Below are 21,168 nucleotides of genomic sequence, written 5' to 3' on the forward strand. Positions count from 1 at the left end.
TCAGATATCTACCCACTCGGCTTCGGTCGCGTGTTCCTTGATGAACTCTTTTCGAGGCTCGACAGCGTCGCCCATCAGGATGTTGAACATTCGGTCGGCCGCTGCGGCGTCCTCGATAGTGATGCGCTTGAGAACGCGGTTTTCGGGCTTCATCGTCGTCTCCCACAGTTGGTCGGGGTTCATCTCACCGAGACCCTTGAACCGCTGGACCTGCGTGGGGTTGCCGTTACACTTCTCTTCGATGATACGGTCACGCTCGGCCTCGTTCATGGCGTCGTAGGTGTTGCCACGGTAGCGAACGCGGTAGAGCGGTGGTTGCGCTGCGTAGACGTAGCCTGCTTCGATGAGCGGGCGCATGTGCCGGTAGAGCAGGGTGAGGAGCAGCGTCCGGATGTGTGCCCCGTCGACGTCGGCGTCAGTCATCAGGATGATACGGTTGTACCGTGCGTCCTCGATGTCGAACTCGTCACCGATGCCAGCGCCGATGGCGGTGATGAGCGCGCGAACCTCGTTGTTCTGGAGGATACGGTCGAGACGGTGTTTCTCGACGTTCAGAATCTTCCCACGGAGGGGGAGAATCGCCTGGAACTTGCGGTCGCGGCCCTGTTTTGCCGACCCGCCTGCGGAGTCACCCTCGACGACGAACAGCTCGGACTCCGAGGGGTCGCGCGTCTGGCAGTCTGCGAGTTTGCCGGGCAGCGACGTGGATTCGAGTGCGGATTTCCGTCGCGTGAGTTCTTCGGCCTGCTTCGCGGCTTTCCGGGCGCGCGCCGCCTCGACGGCCTTCGAGATGATGGCCTGTGCGACGTTCGGATTCTCCTCGAAGTAGGTGCCGAGTTTCTCGTGGGTGACGCTCTCGACGATTCCGCGGACTTCGGAGTTGCCGAGTTTCGTCTTCGTCTGTCCCTCGAACTGCGGGTCGGGGTGCTTGACGGAGATGACGGCGGTGAGGCCCTCACGAACGTCTTCGCCGCGGAGGTTGTCACCGTCGAGGTCCGAGAGCATCCCTTCGGAGTTCGCGTAGTCGTTGACGACGCGGGTCAGCGCCGTCTTGAATCCGGTCAGGTGCGACCCACCCTCACGGGTGTTGATGTTGTTCGCGAAGGCGTGGATGGAACCTTGTAACTCGTCGGTCGCCTGCATGGCGATTTCGACGGCGATGCCCTCGGACTCGTCTTCGTAGTAGATGACGTCGTCGTGGAGCGAGGTCTTCGTCTCGTCGAGGTATTCGACGAACTCGCGGATACCACCCTCGAAGAGGAAGGTACTCGATTCGTCGGTGCGCTCGTCGGTGAGCGTGATTTCGACGCCGGAGTTGAGGAACGCGAGTTCTCGAAGGCGGTTTTCGAGCGTCTTGAACTCGAACTCGTCCGTCTCGAAGATATCGCCGTCGGGCCAGAACCGAATGACCGTCCCGGTATCTTCGTCGGGTTCGAGGTCGCGGACGCGTTCGAATTCGTCGGGGAGTGGCTCACCGAGTTCGAAGCGGTGTCGCCAGAGCGCACCGTCACGCTTGACTTCGACCTGCAACTCCTTCGAGAGCGCGTTGACGACGGAGACACCGACGCCGTGGAGACCCCCGGAGACCTGGTAGGATTTGTTGTCGAACTTCCCACCGGCGTGGAGGATGGTCATGATGACTTCCAGCGCGGGTCGGTCGTACTGTTCGTGCGTATCCACCGGGATACCGCGGCCATTGTCTGAGACGCTAACTGACCCGTCTTCGTGAAGGGTCACTTCGATAGCGTCACAGTGCCCCGCGAGCGCTTCGTCGATGGAGTTGTCGACGACTTCGTAGACGAGGTGATGGAGTCCGCGAGAATCGGTGGACCCGATGTACATCGCCGGACGCTTCCGAACGGCCTCGAGCCCTTCGAGGACCTGAATCTGTCCGGCCCCGTACTCGTTATCCTGTGACATCTGAAATGGCCTAGGATAGCCCGTCCCTTAAAGCCTCGCACGCGCGGGCGCGAACTATTTACAGTAGCGTCGCTGTGACCTGTCGGTCCCGACATCGTCGGCCGATTTTCGCGCTCGTGTGACTCGCACACTGAGAGACGACGGTGCCACACCGTTCACTTTCACCCTGGTGCCGGTGAGTACTTAACGCGGGACTGGGTAGATGCGGCACAGGAAATGACGTCGTTCCAGTCGACGCTCGGTGAAGACGAGGGGATTGCAGAGGAGTTGGCGAAAGGCCAGCGAGAGATCTCCATCGCCGAGTTCTTCGAAAAGAACAAGCACATGTTGGGCTTCGACAGTGGAGCCCGCGGGTTGGTCACCGCCGTCAAGGAGGCTGTGGACAACGCGCTCGACGCCACGGAAGAGGCGGGTATCCAACCCGACATCTACGTGGAAATTAGCGAGGTACGCGACTACTACCGCCTCGTCATCGAAGACAACGGGCCGGGCATCACGAAAGAACAGGTGCCCAAAGTGTTCGGGAAACTCCTCTATGGGTCTCGTTTCCACGCACGCGAACAGTCCCGTGGTCAGCAGGGTATCGGTATCTCCGCGGCAGTTCTCTACTCACAACTGACCAGCGGGAAGCCAGCGAAGATTACGAGTCGGACGCAGGGCTCTGCGGACGCCGAATACTTCGAACTCGTCATCGACACGGACAAGAACGAACCCGAGATTCGAACGTCGAAGACCACGTCGTGGGACCGCCCACACGGGACGCGAATCGAGTTAGAGATGGAAGCGAACATGCGGGCACGCCAGCAACTCCACGACTACATTCTCCACACGGCAGTCGTGAACCCGCACGCACGCTTCGAACTCCGAGAACCCGGCCTCGACGAACCGATGAAGTTCGAGCGGGCGACCGACCAACTCCCGGCACAGACGACCGAGATTCGCCCGCACCCTCACGGGGTCGAACTCGGGACACTGCTGAAGATGCTCGCCGCGACGGAGTCGTACTCTGTCTCCGGATTCCTCCAAGAGGAGTTCACCCGCGTCGGGGCGAAGACCTCCAGCAAGGTCATCGACGCCTTCCGCGACCGGCACTTCGGCCGCGAGATGACGTGGAAGACGCCGGCCAAACACGAAGCAGGCGAACTCGTCGCCGTCGTCGAAGACGCCGTCGCCAACAAAGGCAAAGGGCCGACGGCCGCGTTCGCCGAAGAACTCGTGGACATCGTCGTCGGCAAAGACCGCATCGCACACGAGGAACTCGTAGACATCGTCGGCAACGTCGCCGAGTCTGTCGGTGAGGAGACGGACACGTCGTTCGGTGAGACGGTCCAAGAGAACGTCGTCGAAGCGGTGTGGCCCGTCCTCACCGAGAACCGCGCAGACGACATCTACAGCATCGTCGACGAGGTGACGACGACGAAGAAGAGCGACGCCGGCAAGGTGTCGATTGCACGGTCGATTGCGACGCAGTTCGCCGAGACGACCGGCCCTGCGGACCGCGCCACCCACGACGACGTCAAAGAGTTCGTCACGTGGGCGGCCGAGCGAACCAAAGAACGCGAAGACGAGACGTACGGTGAGACTGCCCGCGAGAACATCATCGACGCGCTCTGGTCGCGCATGCGAACCGTCTCGGACGACGTGCCGAAAGTCCGCGACATCGCCGACGACAGAGACGTCGCGCGGGACTTGCTCGAAGGGATGCGCGAGACGGACATCCTCGCACCGCCGACCGACTGTCTGTCGCCCATCACTGCCGAACTCGTCGAAGAAGGGCTGAAAAAGGAGTTCGACGCCGACTTCTATGCCGCGGCAACCCGTGACGCGGAAGTCCACGGCGGCGACCCGTTCATCGTCGAAGCGGGCATCGCCTACGGCGGCGAACTGAAATCCGAGGGCAGCATCGACTTGCTCCGGTTCGCGAACCGTGTCCCCCTCGTCTACCAGCAGGGTGCGTGTACCATCACGCACGTCGTGAAGGACATCGGATGGCGAAACTACGGCCTCGACCAACCGGGTGGCAGCGGCATGCCGAACGGCCCCGCCGTCCTCATGGTTCACGTCGCCTCCACGAACGTTCCGTTCACGAGTGAGTCGAAAGACGCACTCGCCGACGTTCCGGCGATTCAAGACGAGGTCGAACTGGCCATCCGTGAGGCAGCACGCGAACTCAAATCCTACCTCTCGAAGCGCCGGTCGCTCCAGAAGCGCCGGAAGAAACAGGACGTGCTCGGTCGCATCCTCCCGCAGATGGCGACGAAACTCTCGGAGGTCACCGGCCGCGAGGAACCGAACATCGAGGGTGCACTGGCCCGCATCATGAACAACGTGAGTGTCGACCGTGAAGTCGAAGACGGCACGGTGACGCTCACGGTGAAGAACTACTCCAGCACCAACGAGACGCCCGACATCACCGATATCGTCTCTGCCGAACCGAGCGGTCTCAACGGAGAGGCGACGGTGGTCGACCTCGACGGCGAGTGGTTCGTCAAGTGGAGTCCCGAGGTGTCGTCCGGTGAGTCGGCGACACTCACGTACTCGGTTGCACAGGACGCGTCGTTCGACATCAACGTCGACGGCGTCGAAGCAGAGAAACTCACGGTGAACGCATAATGGCATCCGAATCCAAGACGTCCGAGGAGATCGCCCGCGAACGGCTTATCGACCTCGCAGCGGAGTTCTACGACCAGTTCGACCGCGGGGAGATTCCCGAGATGAAGCTCCCGACGCGGACGAAGAGCAACATCGAATACGACGAAGACTCGCACGTGTGGGTCTACGGCGACCGAACCTCGACGCGGTCGGCAAACAGCGTCCGCGGCGCGCGGAAACTGCTGAAAGCCACGTACACCATCGAGTTCCTCGCGCGCCAACTCGACGAGGACCGCTCGTCCACCCTTCGTGAACTCTACTACCTCTCTGAGTCGTGGGACGCCGAGGAGGCGCACTTCTCCGACCAGGACGAGTCGAACCAACTCGTCGAAGACCTCGAAATCGTCTCGAACGTCACGCGTGAGGACCTCCACATGCGGCCCGAAGAGTCGGGTGCGACGCTCATGGGTCCATTGAAGATCCGTGAACAGACGCGCCGTGGCGAACGCGAGATTCACTGTCAGGGCGACGTCGGCGAAGGTGGCTACCAGATTCCGAACAACCCCGATACCATCGACTTCCTCGAACACGACATCGACTTCGTGATGTGCGTCGAGACCGGTGGTATGCGTGACCGCCTCATCGAAAACGGATTCGACGAGGACTACAACGCGCTTATCGTCCACCTGAAGGGACAACCGGCCCGTGCGACCCGTCGCATCACCAAGCGACTCCACGACGAACTCGACCTGCCCGTCGTGGTCTTCACAGACGGTGACCCGTGGTCGTACCGCATCTTCGGCTCTGTCGCCTACGGGTCCATCAAGTCGGCACACCTCTCTGAGTACCTCGCCACGCCGGAAGCCCGGTTCGTGGGTATCCAACCGCAGGATATCGTCGACTACGACCTGCCGACCGACCCACTCGCGGACTCGGACATCAACGCCCTCCAGTCGGAACTCGAAGACCCGCGCTTCATGACCGACTACTGGGAAGAACAAATCGAGCTGCAACTCGACATCGGGAAGAAGGCAGAACAGCAGGCACTCGCGGCCCGCGGGCTGGACTTCGTCACCGACGAATATCTGCCCACGCGTCTCGACGAGATGGGCATCATCTAACGAGGAGGGACGCGGTTCGGGTGCGCACTTCGGTGGACCCGCTTACGGATAGAGGCCGTCACCGCGGAACCCTTCGAAGAAGCGCTTGACGATTCCGTTGAGTTTTCTCGGCTCGCTCGTCGCGAGGTTGTGACCAACGCCTGTGAACAGTGCGAGCGTCGAATCGTCGATTCCGTCTTTTAGCTCGCGGATTCGAGGTTCGGGGAACAGTCGGTCTGCGCTGCCCGCCGCGACGAGGGTCGGTGCGGTGATGCTGTCGAGAACCTCCCGGGAGTCGTGTTCGAGACTGGCGGTACAGGAGAGGACCACGTCGGCAGGAACCTCCGGACGGAAGTCGGCGAATCGACCGGCGAATTCGATGAGCGGTGGGGCGATGGTCTTCTCGTAGCCATCTGCTGCTTCCCGCTCGGTGTCTGCGAGAACGTCGCTCCACTTGCCTTTTCCTGCCCAGTTCCGCCATCGCTTCACCGCTTCTTCGCCGTGGCCACCGAGACGAGTCCCGGCCGAGACGATGGCGACAGACCCGACGTAGTCGGGGTAGTCTGCGGCGAGATACTGGGCGACGAGGCCACCCATCGAGACGCCGATAACGTCTGCGGGCCACAGGTCTTCTTCGTCGATGATGGTCGCGTATGCGGCCGCCATATCCCGAGTCGACGACCCGACAGGGAGGTGTTTGCGCCGGCCGACGACCCAGACGTCACGGTCGGAGAACTCACGGAAGAGACCGGTGAGCGCCATCGCTGTGCTTCGGTTCGGTTCGCCACGCTGGAAGGCGTCGGAGAGGCCGGGGAGGACGAGCAGTGGGTCGCCGTCGACGTCACCAAAGCGGTAGTAGGGACGCCGGCCGTCGAGCATGCCGTAGTCGAGGTCCATGCTTCGATAGACGGCGCGATGTGGCAAAACCGTTCTGTCCAGTTACACCTTCGAGCGCAGAGAACCGAACGACGGTGCTGCCGAGCGGTGCTAGACCTGTTCGGGGTCGTCGAGGACGACCGGAATCCCACGTTTTGCCACGTCAACGACGAACGCTTCTTCGTCTGCTTCGAGGAGTGGAATCGTATCGTAGTGGATGGGCAACACGAGGTCGGGGTCCAGCGTCTCCGCGAGGTCGGCGGCCTCGTGGCGGTCCATCACGACCGTCCCGCCGATGTTCGCGAGGAATAGCGAGACTTCGAGATGCTCGAAGCCCTCCAGCACGTCGGAGTCGCCCGGCCAGAAGACGGTCCGGTCGCCGATAGAGATGTGGAACGCACAGCCCAGTCCGCGCGGGTGGTGTGGTTCGCCGTTCTCCTTGACGTGCGGGCCGTCCGGGTCGTTGAACGCCGGGAGTGTCCACACGTCGACGCCGCCGACGGTGAGGTAGTCTTCGTCGCTGACGCGAATCGTCTCGTACGGAAGTTCTTCGACTGGCGTCACGTCGCGGTCGATGTTTGCGGCGTCGACGCCCTCGAATGCCACGACGGTCGCATCACTGTCGGCGACCTGTTCGATGGCATCCGAGTCGTAGTGGTGGTCGTGCGTGACGAGAATCAGGTCGCCGTCGCGGGCGTAGTAGTCGTCGAGGACGCCGTAGCGTCCGGGGTCGAAGTAGACGACGAAGCCATCTTGGGACTCGATTCGGACCGTGGCGTAGCCAAGCCACGAGACGGAGAGGCCGTCGTGTTTGATGCTCATAGGCGTGAGGTGGGCCTGCCGGATGAAAAACGCGACTACTGCGACACGAGCGAGACGTCCGAATCGACTGCGAGTGTCGCAGACTACTGCGATTCCGCTAGTCGCTCGACGCGTTCGAGCGTGTCTGCTGTCTCTGCAGTCTTGTCTTCCCGAACGGTGACGAATCGTGGGAACCGGAGCGCGTACCCCGACGAGTACGTCGGTGACTGCTGAATCTCCTCGTAGCCGACTTCGAAGACGACCGACGGGCGGATATCGACATCTTTGCCGGACTCCTGTTCGATTTCGGGTTCGAGGAGGTCGGTGAGTTCGACGAGTTGCTCGTCGGTGATTCCTGTCGCAACCTTTCCGATGGTCTCGAATCCGTCACCATCGCCCGTCTCGCTGTCGACGCGGGCCGAAAGCAGGAACGTTCCGAGGAACTTGGCTCGGCGGCCTTCGCCCCACTCGGCGCCGGTGACGACGAGGTCCAGCGTCTCCACGTCGGGTTTCCGTTTCAGCCAGTTCTTCCCGCGGTCACCCGGCGAGTACGGAGCGTCGGGATTCTTCAGCATGATTCCCTCGTGGCCAGTGTCGAGTGCCTCGGTCTCGTAGGCGGCGATTTCGTCGGCGTCCTCCGAGAGAAGCAGGTCGGAGACGGCGTCCGACTCCGGTCCGAGAACCGTCGCCAGTCGGTCGTGTCGAGTCGTCAGTGGTTCGGTCAACAGGTCGTCGCCGGCTGCGTGGAGGCAGTCGAACGCCCGGAGTTCGACGCGGACCTCCTCGCGCATCCGCCCGACGTCGTGTTTGCGGCGGAACCGGCGGAGAATCTCCTGAAACGGAAGTGGTTCGCCGTCGTCGTCCATCGCGACGACCTCGCCATCGAGGATGACCGGGTCGTCGACGGTCTCTTCGACGAACTCGACGACTTCGGGGAGCGGGTCCGTCACGTCCTCCATGTTCCGCGAGAACAACGACACGTTGCCGGATTCGTCGTGATGGACCTGCACGCGAGCGCCGTCGAACTTGGTCTCGACGGCAACAGCGTCCCACTCTTCGAGTGCATCTGCCGCCGTGCCGGCCTGCGCGAGCATCGCCTGAACCGGTCGACCGACTTCGAGGCGTACCTCGTCGAGGCCTGCTTCGCCCTCGTTGCGCGTAATCTCTGCGACCATGCCGTAGTCGTTCGAGACTTGCAGGGCCCGCGCGACGCTCGCGATGGCGCCGTCGCGTCGTTCACGGGCGGCCGCCTCCGTCTCTGAATCAGTGTCGTCGTCGCGGATTGCGACCGCGTCTTCGGGCGCGACGAGGAACGCTTCGGCGATCGCGTCGCGGACGCTCCCTTCACCGACGCCGATTCGCATCTCCGAGAGGACGAGTCGTGCGAGGAAGCGCGCTTCGTCCGGTTCGGTTCGGTTGAACAGGCCGTAGAGTGTCTTGAGCTTCGTATCTTCACTCCCAGACCCCGAGGCAGCGGCGAGCGCACGAAGCTCGGAATCGAGCTCGGCGACAGTGAGAGTGTCCTGCCCACCGCCTCCGAACGCAGCGAGGCCGCGTTGGCCACCGAAATCGTAACTCGCGGCGACGGCACCAATCTCGCCGAGGTCCGCGAGTCGGTCTTCGACGTCGTCCGCAGAGACGTTCGGTCCCGCAGCGCGGGCAATCGCCTCGTGGCAGAGGCGGGGGCCGATATCGAGCGTCGTCGAGTCCCACGCCGGGAAGACGCGTCCTTGCACGAATCGGGCGACCGTCGAGAGGTCGTCACCCGAGTCGCGAAACAGGTCGGAGAGGAGCGAGACGACGGCGAGGTCCGCGCTCTCTGTCTCGATTTCGGCGGCGCGGGTTGCGAACTCGGCGAACTGCATCGACCGTGACTATCCCCTCCCGGGGCAAAAGCACCTCGACAGTCGTCGGTGATGTGATTCGCTGTCGAACGCAGTCGGTGCCGGGACGTTCAAGGGTCTCGACGTACGAACGCCCGGTATGAGCGACGACCTCGCAGAGCGCGTCGAAGACGTGCTCGCGGTCGACGCGGCCGAATTCGAAGCGCAGGCGAAAGCCGACGGCGAAGTGCTCAAGCGCGAACTGCGCGAGGGCACCTTCGACAACCATCAGTCCATCGTCGGACTGGAGTACGAGTTCTACGCCGTCTCTGACGGCCGATGGTCCGCAAGTGAAGATGACGTGCACGCACTGATGCGGGTGCCACGCCGACTACTCGGCCTCATGGGCTTCGAGAAGGAACTGGGTCTACACAACGCCGAGATGACGACGAGTCCGCAACCGCTCAATCCGCACGGGCTTCGCGCGCAGGAGTCCGAGGTTCGCGCTCGACTCGACGCCGCCCTCGATTGCGCCGCCGCCGAGGGAATGCGCCTCGTCTCCGACGGGATGTGGAGTATCCCACCCGCGGGTGAGACCGCTCGCGAGTACCTCACGGATTCTGTCACCGACGGCGGTGTCCGCCTCGCGACGAACATGAGCAACTCGGACCGCTACCACGCGATGGCCAACGGACCGACTGCTCCCGATTCGTTCTCCTTAGAGGCGCCGCACGTCTCGCTCGAATCGGATACGGTGATGCCCGAGGCACTCATCACGTCCATCCAACCGCACTATCAGGTCCCCCACGCGGCCGACCTCCCGCACTTCTTCAACTACGCGCTCCGCGTCGCCGGACCGCTCCTCGCGCTCGGGGTCAACTCGCCGTTCTTCCCGGCCGACCTCTACGACGACGATGCGACAGCCGAGGAGATTCTCGCCGACGGATGGGACGAACACCGTATCGCCGTCTTCGAGTCGGTCCTCAACTCCGGCGACCACGAGAAGGTCACGTTCCCGGGAGACCTCGATACCGTCGAAGACGCCGTCGACCGTGTCGTCGCCGACTCGACGATGGTCCCCATGTCCGTCGCGCGTGGGGACCGCTTCGACGACGAGTTCGCCACGCTCCGCCGGAAACACGGGACCTACTGGCGGTGGGTCCGTCCGGTGTTCGACGGCGCAACTCGGTCGTCGGCGAACGCGCGCATCGAGTTCCGACCAATCGCTGGCCAACCGACCGTCCGCGACTCCGTCGCCTTCCAAGCCGCGTTCGCGGGCCTGATGGAGCGTCTCCCACGGCAGGACCACCCCGTCATCGACCTCGACTGGGACGTGGCGAACGAGAACTTCTACACGGCGATGCGCGAGGGCCCGCACGGCGACCTCCAGTGGATAGACATCGATGGCAACGAGGTTGCAGGCGCGGAACTTTACGAAGACCTGCTCGTACACGCGCGCGACGGCCTTCGACTGGCCGGGTGTACGGAAGAAGAGGCGAACTACTACCTCGAACCCCTGCGGAAGCGCGTCGAGACGGGCGTCACTCCCGCCGACTGGAAACGCGAACGGGTGCGCGAACACCTCGACAGTGGTGCCGACTTCGAGGCCGCGCTCCGCGAGATGCAGCGTGAGTATGTCGAAAAACAGTCAGATACGCTCCTCGAGGGTGCCTTCGCGGACTGGTTCTGAGACGGCGGAGAGACGAACTCCGCCCACCGGTTCGGTTACGTGGTGGGTACGAAGTACGCGTCGTCGTCCATCGTGTGCGTGATTTCTTCGAGTCTCCCGCCGTCGCAGGTGTCGCACTCTCTCTGGGCCTCGGGGAGTGCGTAGACGGTGTCACACCGGACACAGGCGAAGAATCTCAATCCGAGCACGAGCGGGGTTCGTGGTCGGTGGAGATAAACTGGACACTGAGCGAGTCCTGCGGGTACGAACGTCGTCGAAAGCGGAGAGAAAGCGAGAGGTGCCTTATTCGAGGCCTTCGAAGTTCTGGTGGCGCTGGATGTCGACGCCGTCTTCGGTGACGACGGCGAGGTTGATGCCGTTACCCGACGCGAGGTCACGCTCGACTGCCGCGCGGATGGCGTTCGTCGCAACCTGCTTCGCTTCGTCGACGGTCAGGTCGTCTTTGTACTCTCGTTCGAGGACACCGAGGGCGTACTGACTGCCGGAGCCAGTGACGGTGTACTCTTCTTCGAGGACGGACCCTGCGGGGTCGATGCTGTAGATGTGGCCGCCTTCTTCGTCGACGCCGCCGAGGATGGGCTGGACGATGTAGAAGCCACCGGAGCGCAGGAAGTTGCCGACGAGCGTCGACAGCGCCTTCATGCTCATGTCTTCGCCGCGACGGGCCTCGTAGAGGCGGACTTCCGCGCGGAGCGAACTAATGAGCGACTGGGCGGCCGAGACGGACCCAGCGATGGTCAGTGCACCCGTCGGGTGAATCTCTTCGACCTTCTGGACGTCCTTCGACGAGACCATGTAGCCCATGCTCGCGCGCATGTCGGTCGCGAGGACGACGCCCTCGTCCGTTTTGATGCCGACGGTCGTCGTTCCAGTCTTCGTCTCTTTGTCACCGAGTGATTCGGCTCGACGCTCGGCGTGTGGGAACTCGCCGAGTTCGGGGCCGAACACGTTCGAGTGGTCGCCGTTGAGCGAATCGAGACGGCCGGAGAACTCGTCGTGAGTCGGGGTACGCATTGTCTGCGATTGCACTTCGGCGCTGATAAATGCAACCCTTCACCTCGCCGTTGCCGGTGTTGCGCTGTCTGACGCCTGTCATCGGCCGCGTCGCTCTTCGGAGGACGAGATTGTCAAAATGTGGCGTGTGACCCGGGTTAGCGGGCCGCAGCGCGTTCGTATGCGTTACCAGTCGTCTCGACGAGACGACGAATTGGGAGGGTCACGCCCATTCGGCGGGCAGCGAGTGCAATCGGCAGCAGCGCGATTCCGGTCGCGACTGACAGCTGATAGGCGGCGAATAGGACGTATTTCGTCAAGCGGTGGATCATTACCGTGTGTCCTCAGTTGGGGCTCGGGCGACCCCTGATTATAAAGCTTCTCACCTCGGCGAAAAGCCACCTCGCCGCTGTCTTGCGATTCAAGTACACTTGTACATTCTCCAACACGAGCGACTATTCCAGGTGGGTAGTGCGTGGCCAGTCTGGTGCATTCTCATAACTTATGGAGATAATATCGGTTGCATGCGCAGTAGGTGCGCGCTCGCGTCGGATTTTGAGAGTTTCGTCGGCAGGTGACTTCTACGTGAGAATTTCACACGGGTGGAACTCTCTCTCACCCGTCCGCGCGAACCACAAGACACGAAACCCCACGGGCGCGTAACGAATGTATGAGCAACTATCTCGTCGCGATGGAGGCGGCCTGGTTAGTTCGGGACGTCGAAGACATCGACGACGCCATTGGTGTCGCCGTCAGCGAGGCCGGAAAGCGCCTCAACGAAAAAGACAAAGAGTACGTCGAAGTCGAAGTCGGTGCGACGCCGTGTCCGGCCTGTGGCGAACCGTTCGACTCCGCGTTCATCGCGGCAAACACCGCACTCGTCGGTCTCCTCCTCGAGATCAAGATCTTCAACGCGGACGGCGAGAAACACGCCTCGCGAATCGCGAAGAGCGAAGTCGGTGGCGCACTCCGTGACGTTCCCCTCGACGTCATCGACATCATGGAGTTCGAGTCCGACGAAGACGCCTGAGCGACCAGAACCTTTTTTCATAACCGTGGGTTATCCCTCGGCATGGAACTCCCCACGCCGCAGGACCTACGGGAACGCCGCAAGTCACTGGAGTTGACCCAGAGTAAACTCGCCGATATGGCGGGTGTCTCGCAACCCCTCATCGCCCGTATCGAGGGCGGTGACGTCGACCCACGGCTTTCGACGCTCCGTCGAATCGTCGAAGCACTCGACGAAGCGGAGGGTCGCATCGTCCGCGCAGAAGACATCATGAACACGAAGGTTCGGAGCGTCGCGCCCGACAACTCCGTCCTCGAAGCACGCGACATGATGCTCGACGCCGGATTCTCGCAGCTGCCGGTCATCGAAAACGGCCGTCCGCTCGGCATCATCTCCAACGCGGACATTCGCCACGTCCAAGAAGACAACGTCGCAGAGCGCCCGGTCAACGAGGTCATGTCCGAGAGCATCACGACGGTCGAACCTGAGACGACGCTCGACGAAGTCGGTGTCTACCTCGACCACAACTCTGCGATTCTCGTCGTCGAGGGTGGCGAGACGGTCGGAATCATCACTGAAGCAGACATCGCCGCGCATATCTAACGTCGGCAGACGCGCTACTGGGGTGCTACTGACGGCAGACGCGCTGCCGGTGCGCTATCGACGACGGACGACGAGGGGAGTCGCTCCGTCCGGTTGGGTCGTCATCTCGGGTGTGATTCCGAGCGGTTCGTCTGTCCCCCACTCGAGTTCGAACTCGCGGAGGACCGTCGCGAGGACGAGTTTTGCCTCGGTGAGGGCGAACGCCCGGCCGAGACAACTCCGTGGACCGGCACCGAAGGGCAGATACGCGTACTTCGGTCGGTCACTGGCTTCGGTCCATCGCTCGGGACGGAACTCGAGTGGGTCGTCGTACCAGCGTTCGTCGCGGTGGAGACGGAGGACAGAGAGTTGCACGTCGGTCCCTGCAGGAATAGTACATTCACCGACCGAGAATGAACGCGTCGTCTCACGAGGAATCGTGTGTATGGGTGGGTACAGCCGAAGTGATTCTTTGATAATCCGTTCGAGGACGGCGAGGTCGTCTAGCGCACCTGCTGTCACTGGACCGTCTCCGACGACGCGGTCGACTTCGCGGGTCGCGCGGTCGTGAATGTCCGGGTTCGTCGCCAGTGCGTAGAACGTGAACGTGAGCGCAAGCGCTGTTGACTCGTGACCGGCGAAGATTATCCCAATGAGTTGGTCCTCCATCGACTCGATAGTTTCCGGATAGTCACTCCCGAGTGCAGTGGCAAGTTGTGCTGCGAGACTCCCTTTGTCCGCCGTCTCAACGAGGCTCTGTATCTCCTCGCGGAGAATATCCTTCGCCTTGTCGAAGCGGCGGCGGCTCGGTGTCGGAATCCAGTCGGGAAGCACCCACGACGACGGCGTGAACCGTTCGTTGAGGCTGTCTGCGGCGTGGCGTAATCGGTCGTCACCATCCAGTTCGAGTTCACGCCCGAGGATTGTCACGAAGATAATGTCCAGCGTGAGATTCTTCATCTCGGATTCGGCCGAAAGTGTTCCCTCGTCGGGCCACTCTGTGAGTCGGCGTTCGACTTGTTCGCGCATCTGCGGAACGTAGGCAGACACACGGTCCCAGCGGAAGAATGGGTCTAATTTGTCCCGTTGGCGGCGCCATTTGTCGCCTTCTGTTGCGAAGATACCGTCACCGAACGCTGCGTCGAACTCGTCTCCCTTCGAGACGGCGTCTCGGTTGGTCACCAGTGTTCGTTCGAAGTGGTCCGGATGTGCGAGAACGTATATCTCGTCCATACCCAGAATGTCGAGACCGACGGCGCCGTCGACGCCGTGGTCAGCCAAGAGGTCGTCGATGAACCCAAACGGGTCGGCCGCAAACTCGACGGTGTGTCCGAGAAACGGCAATCCGTCGGGTGTCGGCGGTCGTCGTGTCATAGCTCTTCTATGAAAAACCGCACTGAAGAATGGTTCGTCTCGCTACAGGTCGAGGCCGCGAATCGAGACACCTTCGCCCGGTTCGACGTGGCCGATGATGCGACCGTCTGTCGCCTCGACGAGTGCTTCGGCGTTGGCTTCGGGCACCGCAGCGACGAACCCAGTTCCCATGTTGAACGTCTTGTGCATCTCTTCGTCGGAGACGCCGCCTTTCTCCTGGATGAACTCGAACACCGGCTGTGGGTCGAACGCGTCTTCGACGACGTAGTGGAAGTCACCCATCCGTTCGAGGTTGGTCCAGCCACCGCCAGTGACGTGGGCCGCGGCGCGCGTCTCTGCGGCGCGCAGGTCGTCGAGGAGATACGTGTAGATTCGCGTGGGTTCGAGGAGGGCCTCACCGACCGTCTCGTAGTCGTCGCCCTCCCAGTCGTCGTCGTAGTCGCCATCGGACGTGGCGGCTTTGCGCGCGAGGGTGAGCCCGTTCGAGTGGATGCCCGACGACGGGAACCCGACGAGCACGTCGCCCGGTTCGGCCTCGCCCGGGAAGATTGCGTCTTTCTTGGCGAGTCCAGCGCAGGTCCCGGCGAGGTCGAGTCCGTTGATGACCTCGGGCATGACGGCCGTCTCGCCGCCGACGAGTTCGATGTCTGCTTCTTCGGCACCCGCTGCGAGGCCCTGTCCAACTTGTTCCGCGAACGTTTCGTCCGGCGCGTCGACTGCGAGGTAGTCCACGAACGCGACGGGGCGAACGCCTGCGGCGACGAGGTCGTTGGCGTTCATCGCGATGCAGTCGATGCCGACTGTCGAGTAATCGCTGAGTGCTTCGGCGACGAGGAGTTTCGTCCCGACGCCGTCGGTCGCGAGTCCGAGATAGCGGTCGCCGATATCGAGCAGACCGGCGTAGTCGCCCGACCCGCCGCCGACCTGTGCGACGAGCGCCGCGGTGGCGGCCTCACTCGCCTCGATATCGACACCAGCCTCGGCGTACGTCATCCCCTCGGAGTCGTCTTTCGTCATGTTCGTGTACGAGATAGGCCGAAATATAAAATCACAGGGTACGAGTGATGCACGAATTCGCATACATTTGCTGAGTCTGTCGTTCGTGAGGGCGGCAGTCGTCTCACCGGGTGTGAGTTCCAGATGTCTCGCTCGTCGCCGACAAACTCGCCCCGCACGTCGCCACCCAACTTGCCCCGCTCGTCCCCGCCCCAGCCTGTCCCGAACGTCGACCAGTTGGTTCCGCCGGACATTCCTGTAATTCGAACCTGTCACCGGTCGGTTTGTCCTGTCTGATGTGCCTGTCTCTCCCAATTCAGAGAAAAAGAACGAGAGGCGTTTATGAACTTTCTCGGCGTCTCTCACGAAGTTATAAAACGTTTCAAAACGGTCCTAACCGCGTTTTTTCGGTGGCTAAAGAGTGTGAAAACCATCCGAATTTACCCTAACGCTCGGCCCCTTATATGATGGTTCCAGCCGTATGGATGAATGACGATGTCCGGAATACCCTCCACCACCGACTCGATCGCCCTCGACTTCGCCTCCACTGTGGGCCGACTCGCGTTCGAACCGCTCGAAACTGTCGCCTTCTGGTCGGCAGTCGCCCTCCCAATCGCGTACCTCCCACTGCTCGCGAATGGTCTCTCCTCCGCTGACGTGCCCCTGTTCGTCGGCTTACTGGCCCTACACGCGGCTGCCCTGGTCCTCGGACGCGGTCACGGACAGAACTAACCGAGACACTCGTCACACCCACCACACGTCGACCACTCCCCTCGACCGGACTCGTCTCGGTGCCCCTCAATACGCCCGTCCCCTCCGGGCGTCGATTGGTCCCGTTCACCACCACAACCGAAACTGCAACGACATCGTCCCCCTCAACGACTGCAACGACATCTGTTCTCTGTGGTTCTCCATTGCTCTCTGCTGGTCTATCGACTCGTCGCCTGACCTCGTCTGCATGTACTAGCTGAACAAAAAAAGCGGGCTCGGCGAGCGGGGGTTCAGAACCCGACGAAGAGCAAGAGCCCCACTGTGAGGAGGATCGAGACAACGAGTACGACCGCGAAGACAGGCGTGCTCCACGCTTTGACCGTCCGGCCGTCGAGCGACGCGAACGGGAGCATGTTGAACGCCGCGAGGAACGCGTTGATGACGAGGCCGCGCGCGCCGACGAGTTCGAGCACGCCAGACCCGAGGACGACGCCTGCGACGAAGAGCGGCGCAAAGGCAAAGAGGAGCAGTAGGTTCGTCGCCGGCCCAGCGAGTGCGATAAGTCCGTGTTCACGCTCCGTGAGCATCCCGCGGTGGTATACGGCACCAGGTGCGGCGAAGATGAACCCCACAAGCGCGCTCATGATGGCGATACCGAGCATCCCGTAGTCGGCGCGGAACTCGGCGAGTTGTCCGAATCGAACGGCGACGACCTTGTGTGCGACTTCGTGGAGGAGGAAACCCACACCTGCGGTGAGCAGGCTCACGACGAGCGCGAGGCCAAACGACCCACCAAAGAGCATCGAGATGGCTCGCTGGCCGCCGCCGGCGAAGAAGATGGCGAACGCGACGCCGAGTGCGAGCCACGCGACCACGAGGTCACGAAGTTCGCGCGAGGAGAAGCTGATGTTCACGTGAGGGTCCTCCAGATGAGGTCGGCGCTGTTCGCTGCCCCATCGAGCATCAGGTTCGTGACGCCGGTGACGCCGCCGAGGTCAGCCGCGATGACCGGGAGGACGTAGGTGACGAAGAGGAAACTCGCGATGATACTCCCGATGTTCGTCATCGCCACGACCATGATGAGTTTGAACAGCGGCACGTCGAACAACTGTCCGATGAGGTCCGCAATCGGCGTCTCCTCGTCGGAGAGAATCTTGTTCAACTTCCCGATATCGCCGACGTTGACGGGCGTGTGGCGAAGTTCGACGTAGCCCGTGAACCAGCCGGGTGCGAGAAGCGGGTTGATGGAGGTCATCCACGCGACAGCACCGCCGACGAGTGCAGAGGTCCAGCGAGCGCCGGCGAGTTTGGCCAGTCCCGCGGCGAAGACGCCGTTGATGAGGAACCACGCGGCGAAGATGGTCAAGAGCCGCTCGTTGCCGACGCCTGCCATCGCGAGGAGGACGAAGAAGGCGACGAACACGGCGGTGATGCCGAATCCGACGACTTTGCCCCACGGGAAGCCATTCTTCTCTGCGACGCCGACGAGTGACTCCATCGGGGGGAGTGTCTGCGGGTTGTCGAGGTAGCCCTCGATGCCGGCTTTGTGTCCCGCGCCGACGACTGCGACGACGCTGCGACCCGACTCTCGGAGCGCGACGAGTTGGTGGGCGATGTAGGCGTCTCGTTCGTCGATGAGGGCTTCTGCTCCCCCCGGACTGAACCGGCGGAACTCTTCCATCATCGCCGACACCACGTCGCCGTCGGTGAGGTCAGCCATGTCGAACTCTTCGACATCGGTTCCCGCTGCTGGTGTGAACAGTCCGAGTGCGTTCAGTACCGTCCCCACGGCGACGCCGACTGCGACGCCAGCGAGCACACCGACGACGAGACTTCCGACGATGGTCGTCCCGAGTCCGCCGAGAATCGACGTGACGAGACCCGTTCCGTAGCCAAGTCCGAAGCCACCGATAAGTCCGACTGCTGCGCCGCCACCGAGGCCGGCGAGCAGGGCGTCGTCGCCGCTGAGCGAGAAGGACGCAATCGTGTACAGGAGGTACGACGCCACCGCGCCGACGACTGCCCCGGTGGCCACGCGAGTCAGGAAGAGGTCGGTGATTCCGACTGCGTCGCCGTAGAGGCCGACGAGCGGGCCGAGAAGGACCCCGACGGCGATACCGGCAATCGCACCGACACCGCGCGCGTCGGCGACGCCGAACGCGAGGTCACCGGCCATGCGCATCTTTTCGAGCGTTCCCATCCGCCGCCAGAAGCGCTGGATGGTCGTCTGGATATCACGGTCCACGAGCGCGACGTCGAGACCCTCTTCTTCTGCGGTCTCGACGGCTGCGAGCATGTCTGCACCGGGCTTTACGTCGAACTTTTCTCCCATCCGCGACTGGACGTACGAGAGCATCCAGTAGGCGATAAACTGGAAGACGGTGTTCCCGCGGAGGAGGTCGCGCGCTTCGATGTCGTCGGGCGTTCCACCCTTCAACTGTCGGTACCGACCCTCGTCGAGTTCGACCGCAACAACGTCTGGGCGTTCCGATTTGACGGTCTCTTCGACCTCTCGGACGCTGTCGGCCGAGACGTGGGCCGTCCCAACTACTCGGACGTGACCCTCGCCGGGCGACGAATCGTTCATCGCCGGGTTTACCGGCCCACGGTTTTTATCCGTGTCGGCATCTCCCACGAACTATGCAGGATTTCGATGCGCGGACCCCGACGTCCGCACACGAGACAGCACTCGAGTGTCTCCGAACCGGCGTCGAGGCCGTCCTCCCCGAACGTGTCGTCCGCGACTCAGTCTCTCTCGACGGCGATGCGCTCTCTATCGCAGATTCGACGTACGACCTCTCGGCGTACGACCGAATCCTCGTCGTCGGCGGTGGAAAAGCGGGCGACGGCGTCGCAGACGCCCTCGAAACGGTTCTCGGTGACCGAATCGATGCTGGAGCGGTCGTGACCCCGAACCCGGGCGACGGTGACAGAATCGAGCGCCTCCCCGGAGACCATCCCGTTCCTTCGGCGCGCGGCGTCGAGAGTACTCGCCGCCTCGTCGACCTCGTCTCTGACCTCGACGAGCGGACCCTCGTCCTCGTCGCCGTCACCGGTGGTGCGAGCGCGGTTCTCCCCGCCCCGGCAGACGGAATCTCGCTTTCGGACCTCCGAACGACCACGGACCAGTTGCTCGAAAGCGGTGCCGAGATTCACGACCTCAACGCGGTTCGCAAACACCTCTCGACACTCAAGGGCGGCGGCCTCGCACGACTCGCGTCGCCAGCGACGGTCGTTGGCCTCGTGCTCTCCGACGTCGTCGGAAACGACCTCGGCGTCATCGCGTCAGGACCAACGGCCCCCGACGAGACGACCTACGACGACGCGCTCGACGTCCTGGACAGATTCGACCTCGACGTCCCGAAGTCGGTCAGGACACGTCTCGCGCGCGGGTCTGCTGGCGACTTCCCGGAGACGCCGAAGCCCGGCGATTCCGCGTTCGACACCGTCGATAATCACATCCTCGCCGACACGTTCACCGCACTCGACGCGGCCCGGCGTGTCGCCAGCGACCGCGGATACCAACCACTCATTCTCTCCTCTCGCGTCCGCGGGGAAGCACGCGAGGCGGCGAAGACGCACGTCGCCGTCGCCGAAGAGGCTCTCGCTACCGGGAATCCGCTGGATACGCCCGCCGTGATTCTCTCGGGTGGAGAGTGCACTGTCACCGTTAGGGGCGACGGTTCGGGCGGTCCCAACCTCGAATTCTGCCTCGCGGCCGCGCCCGAACTCCCAGACGACGTGGTCCTCGCCAGCATCGACAGCGATGGTCTCGACGGCGGGACAGACGTGGCAGGTGCTATCGTCGACGCATCTTCGGTTGCCACCCGAGAGGTACACACTGCGCTGGCAGCGAACGACGCCCTGCCGGTGCTCGAAGACGCGAACGCGCTCATCGAGACGGGGCCAACCGGAACCAACGTCAACGACCTGCGGGTGCTGGTCGTCGGTTCGAGTGAGTAACTGGGACCAGACGAATTCCGTGACTGGCGGGACAACAAGTTTGTATCCTCCGGTGTAGTATCACATCGTATGGCAGGTTTGCTGCCCTCCGCTCCGGACACCTCCTCTGCAGACGAGGCATCGCCTCGGGTCATCGGCCTCGGCGACGACGAGGCATCTGACCTCCTCTCGGCGCTCTCGTCTACGACCGCCCGTCACATCCTCGCTGCGCTCCACGAGCAACCGACGAACGCCGCGGAACTCGCAGAGCGTGTCGAGACGTCCCTCCAGAACGTCCAGTACCACCTCCGAAAACTCGACGACGCCGGCCTCGTCGAAGTGGTCGACACCGTCTACTCCGAGAAGGGACGAGAGATGAAAGTGTACGCCCCCGCCGACCGACCACTCGTCGTCGTCGCGGCCACCGAAGAGACTCGTTCGGGTGTCGCGAGCATCCTGAGTAGTCTCCTCGGCGGTGTCGCCGTCTTGGGTCTCCTCGCGGCACTGGTCCAGTGGTTCGCGACACGCGGCCTCGGTGGAGTCTCAACGGTTGCAGAATCAGCCAGCGCTGACGCCGAAGCAGTGACTACCGCGGCCGTCGAAGCGGCGCCCGCAATCTCGCAAGGAATCCCGCCGGGTGTCGCGTTCTTCGCAGGTGGCCTCGTCATCCTGCTCGCCATCGCAATCATCCAGTTCTCTCGCCGCTGACGGCGGTCTACTTCCTCTTTACACCTTTTCCGTCTCGTACCGTGCCTCGAC

The 21,168-nt window shown here is 62.7% G+C and carries 19 protein-coding genes; 8 read left to right on the forward strand and 11 right to left on the reverse strand.

Annotated elements, in window-relative coordinates; genetic code table 11:
• Complete coding sequence (gene gyrB, locus GJR98_RS10250; RefSeq protein WP_151138027.1) at window positions 1-1,920, reverse strand: DNA topoisomerase (ATP-hydrolyzing) subunit B; 1,920 nt, start codon at window positions 1,918-1,920, stop codon at window positions 1-3.
• A 216-nt stretch (window positions 1,921-2,136) separates the two neighbouring features.
• Here gyrB and GJR98_RS10255 point away from each other — a divergent pair, with 216 nt between their 5' ends.
• Both GJR98_RS10255 and GJR98_RS10260 read left to right on the forward strand, forming a co-directional pair.
• Window positions 2,137-4,533 carry a DNA topoisomerase VI subunit B gene (locus GJR98_RS10255; protein WP_151138030.1) on the forward strand — a complete coding sequence of 799 codons (2,397 nt, stop codon included), beginning with the start codon at window positions 2,137-2,139 and terminating at the stop codon, window positions 4,531-4,533.
• On the forward strand, window positions 4,533-5,633 hold the full coding sequence (locus tag GJR98_RS10260; protein ID WP_151138033.1) for a DNA topoisomerase IV subunit A: 1,101 nt from the start codon (window positions 4,533-4,535) through the stop codon (window positions 5,631-5,633). The genes GJR98_RS10255 and GJR98_RS10260 overlap by 1 nt, the downstream gene beginning before the upstream one ends.
• A gap of 42 nt (window positions 5,634-5,675) precedes the next feature.
• Here GJR98_RS10260 and GJR98_RS10265 read toward each other — a convergent pair whose 3' ends face one another.
• The 3 genes from GJR98_RS10265 to ligA form a co-directional block, all read right to left on the reverse strand.
• On the reverse strand, window positions 5,676-6,509 hold the full coding sequence (locus GJR98_RS10265) for an alpha/beta fold hydrolase (RefSeq protein WP_151138035.1): 834 nt from the start codon (window positions 6,507-6,509) through the stop codon (window positions 5,676-5,678).
• 90 nt (window positions 6,510-6,599) lie between these two features.
• Window positions 6,600-7,310 (reverse strand): MBL fold metallo-hydrolase, encoded by a 711-nt coding sequence (locus GJR98_RS10270; RefSeq protein WP_151138038.1) that lies wholly within the window; start codon window positions 7,308-7,310, stop codon window positions 6,600-6,602.
• A gap of 83 nt (window positions 7,311-7,393) precedes the next feature.
• Entirely contained in the window at window positions 7,394-9,154 is a 1,761-nt protein-coding gene (gene ligA / locus GJR98_RS10275; RefSeq protein ID WP_151138040.1) for an ATP-dependent DNA ligase LigA, read from the reverse strand.
• A 118-nt stretch (window positions 9,155-9,272) separates the two neighbouring features.
• Here ligA and GJR98_RS10280 point away from each other — a divergent pair, with 118 nt between their 5' ends.
• Window positions 9,273-10,802: a hypothetical protein gene (locus GJR98_RS10280; protein WP_151138043.1), complete on the forward strand. Its 1,530-nt coding sequence runs from the start codon at window positions 9,273-9,275 to the stop codon at window positions 10,800-10,802.
• 35 nt (window positions 10,803-10,837) lie between these two features.
• Here the strand turns inward: GJR98_RS10280 and GJR98_RS10285 are convergent, their stop codons facing one another.
• The 3 genes from GJR98_RS10285 to GJR98_RS17495 all read right to left on the reverse strand — a co-directional run bounded on the left by GJR98_RS10285 (window position 10,838) and on the right by GJR98_RS17495 (window position 12,127).
• Window positions 10,838-10,990 carry a hypothetical protein gene (locus GJR98_RS10285; protein WP_154269727.1) on the reverse strand — a complete coding sequence of 51 codons (153 nt, stop codon included), beginning with the start codon at window positions 10,988-10,990 and terminating at the stop codon, window positions 10,838-10,840.
• A gap of 94 nt (window positions 10,991-11,084) precedes the next feature.
• On the reverse strand, window positions 11,085-11,816 hold the full coding sequence (gene psmB / locus GJR98_RS10290) for an archaeal proteasome endopeptidase complex subunit beta (protein WP_151138045.1): 732 nt from the start codon (window positions 11,814-11,816) through the stop codon (window positions 11,085-11,087).
• A gap of 137 nt (window positions 11,817-11,953) precedes the next feature.
• Complete coding sequence (locus tag GJR98_RS17495; protein WP_191965448.1) at window positions 11,954-12,127, reverse strand: hypothetical protein; 174 nt, start codon at window positions 12,125-12,127, stop codon at window positions 11,954-11,956.
• A gap of 338 nt (window positions 12,128-12,465) precedes the next feature.
• Here GJR98_RS17495 and GJR98_RS10295 point away from each other — a divergent pair, with 338 nt between their 5' ends.
• Entirely contained in the window at window positions 12,466-12,825 is a 360-nt protein-coding gene (locus GJR98_RS10295) for a DUF555 domain-containing protein (protein ID WP_151138048.1), read from the forward strand.
• 42 nt (window positions 12,826-12,867) lie between these two features.
• Window positions 12,868-13,407 carry a CBS domain-containing protein gene (locus GJR98_RS10300; RefSeq protein ID WP_151138050.1) on the forward strand — a complete coding sequence of 180 codons (540 nt, stop codon included), beginning with the start codon at window positions 12,868-12,870 and terminating at the stop codon, window positions 13,405-13,407.
• A 54-nt stretch (window positions 13,408-13,461) separates the two neighbouring features.
• Here the strand turns inward: GJR98_RS10300 and GJR98_RS10305 are convergent, their stop codons facing one another.
• Both GJR98_RS10305 and purM read right to left on the reverse strand, forming a co-directional pair.
• Window positions 13,462-14,760: a cytochrome P450 gene (locus GJR98_RS10305; protein ID WP_151138053.1), complete on the reverse strand. Its 1,299-nt coding sequence runs from the start codon at window positions 14,758-14,760 to the stop codon at window positions 13,462-13,464.
• Between the two features lie 42 nt (window positions 14,761-14,802).
• Entirely contained in the window at window positions 14,803-15,777 is a 975-nt protein-coding gene (gene purM / locus GJR98_RS10310; RefSeq protein ID WP_151138056.1) for a phosphoribosylformylglycinamidine cyclo-ligase, read from the reverse strand.
• Window positions 15,778-16,251: 474 nt separating this feature from the next.
• Between purM and GJR98_RS10315 the strand changes: the two genes are divergently transcribed.
• On the forward strand, window positions 16,252-16,488 hold the full coding sequence (locus tag GJR98_RS10315) for a hypothetical protein (RefSeq protein WP_191965449.1): 237 nt from the start codon (window positions 16,252-16,254) through the stop codon (window positions 16,486-16,488).
• Window positions 16,489-16,757: 269 nt separating this feature from the next.
• On the opposite strand, the gene GJR98_RS10320 is transcribed toward GJR98_RS10315, so the two are convergent.
• Together GJR98_RS10320 and GJR98_RS10325 are read right to left on the reverse strand one after the other, a co-directional pair.
• Window positions 16,758-17,381: a metalloprotease gene (locus GJR98_RS10320; protein ID WP_151138061.1), complete on the reverse strand. Its 624-nt coding sequence runs from the start codon at window positions 17,379-17,381 to the stop codon at window positions 16,758-16,760.
• A complete protein-coding gene (locus GJR98_RS10325) occupies window positions 17,378-19,054 on the reverse strand; it encodes a TraB/GumN family protein (RefSeq protein ID WP_151138064.1) in 1,677 nt (558 codons plus the stop codon). The genes GJR98_RS10320 and GJR98_RS10325 overlap by 4 nt, the downstream gene beginning before the upstream one ends.
• 53 nt (window positions 19,055-19,107) lie before the next feature.
• Here GJR98_RS10325 and GJR98_RS10330 point away from each other — a divergent pair, with 53 nt between their 5' ends.
• Both GJR98_RS10330 and GJR98_RS10335 read left to right on the forward strand, forming a co-directional pair.
• A complete protein-coding gene (locus GJR98_RS10330) occupies window positions 19,108-20,430 on the forward strand; it encodes a glycerate kinase type-2 family protein (protein ID WP_151138067.1) in 1,323 nt (440 codons plus the stop codon).
• Window positions 20,431-20,499: 69 nt separating this feature from the next.
• Window positions 20,500-21,117: an ArsR/SmtB family transcription factor gene (locus GJR98_RS10335; RefSeq protein ID WP_151138069.1), complete on the forward strand. Its 618-nt coding sequence runs from the start codon at window positions 20,500-20,502 to the stop codon at window positions 21,115-21,117.
• Window positions 21,118-21,168: the final 51 nt, after the last annotated feature.

The sequence above is a fragment of the Haloferax marinisediminis genome (genome assembly GCF_009674585.1).
In the GTDB taxonomy this organism is placed as follows: domain Archaea; phylum Halobacteriota; class Halobacteria; order Halobacteriales; family Haloferacaceae; genus Haloferax; species Haloferax marinisediminis.

Coding starts and splice junctions, on each gene's coding strand:
- GJR98_RS10270 (WP_151138038.1), bottom strand. CDS start 7,310: ATGAGCATCAAACACGACGGCCTCTCCGTCTCGTGGCTTGGCTACGCC.
- GJR98_RS10335 (WP_151138069.1), top strand. CDS start 20,500: ATGGCAGGTTTGCTGCCCTCCGCTCCGGACACCTCCTCTGCAGACGAG.
- GJR98_RS10260 (WP_151138033.1), top strand. CDS start 4,533: ATGGCATCCGAATCCAAGACGTCCGAGGAGATCGCCCGCGAACGGCTT.
- GJR98_RS10305 (WP_151138053.1), bottom strand. CDS start 14,760: ATGACACGACGACCGCCGACACCCGACGGATTGCCGTTTCTCGGACAC.
- GJR98_RS10295 (WP_151138048.1), top strand. CDS start 12,466: ATGAGCAACTATCTCGTCGCGATGGAGGCGGCCTGGTTAGTTCGGGAC.
- GJR98_RS10280 (WP_151138043.1), top strand. CDS start 9,273: ATGAGCGACGACCTCGCAGAGCGCGTCGAAGACGTGCTCGCGGTCGAC.
- GJR98_RS10255 (WP_151138030.1), top strand. CDS start 2,137: ATGACGTCGTTCCAGTCGACGCTCGGTGAAGACGAGGGGATTGCAGAG.
- GJR98_RS10330 (WP_151138067.1), top strand. CDS start 19,108: ATGCAGGATTTCGATGCGCGGACCCCGACGTCCGCACACGAGACAGCA.
- GJR98_RS10300 (WP_151138050.1), top strand. CDS start 12,868: ATGGAACTCCCCACGCCGCAGGACCTACGGGAACGCCGCAAGTCACTG.
- ligA (WP_151138040.1), bottom strand. CDS start 9,154: ATGCAGTTCGCCGAGTTCGCAACCCGCGCCGCCGAAATCGAGACAGAG.
- purM (WP_151138056.1), bottom strand. CDS start 15,777: ATGACGAAAGACGACTCCGAGGGGATGACGTACGCCGAGGCTGGTGTC.
- GJR98_RS10325 (WP_151138064.1), bottom strand. CDS start 19,054: ATGAACGATTCGTCGCCCGGCGAGGGTCACGTCCGAGTAGTTGGGACG.
- psmB (WP_151138045.1), bottom strand. CDS start 11,816: ATGCGTACCCCGACTCACGACGAGTTCTCCGGCCGTCTCGATTCGCTC.
- GJR98_RS17495 (WP_191965448.1), bottom strand. CDS start 12,127: ATGATCCACCGCTTGACGAAATACGTCCTATTCGCCGCCTATCAGCTG.
- gyrB (WP_151138027.1), bottom strand. CDS start 1,920: ATGTCACAGGATAACGAGTACGGGGCCGGACAGATTCAGGTCCTCGAA.
- GJR98_RS10265 (WP_151138035.1), bottom strand. CDS start 6,509: ATGGACCTCGACTACGGCATGCTCGACGGCCGGCGTCCCTACTACCGC.
- GJR98_RS10315 (WP_191965449.1), top strand. CDS start 16,252: ATGTCCGGAATACCCTCCACCACCGACTCGATCGCCCTCGACTTCGCC.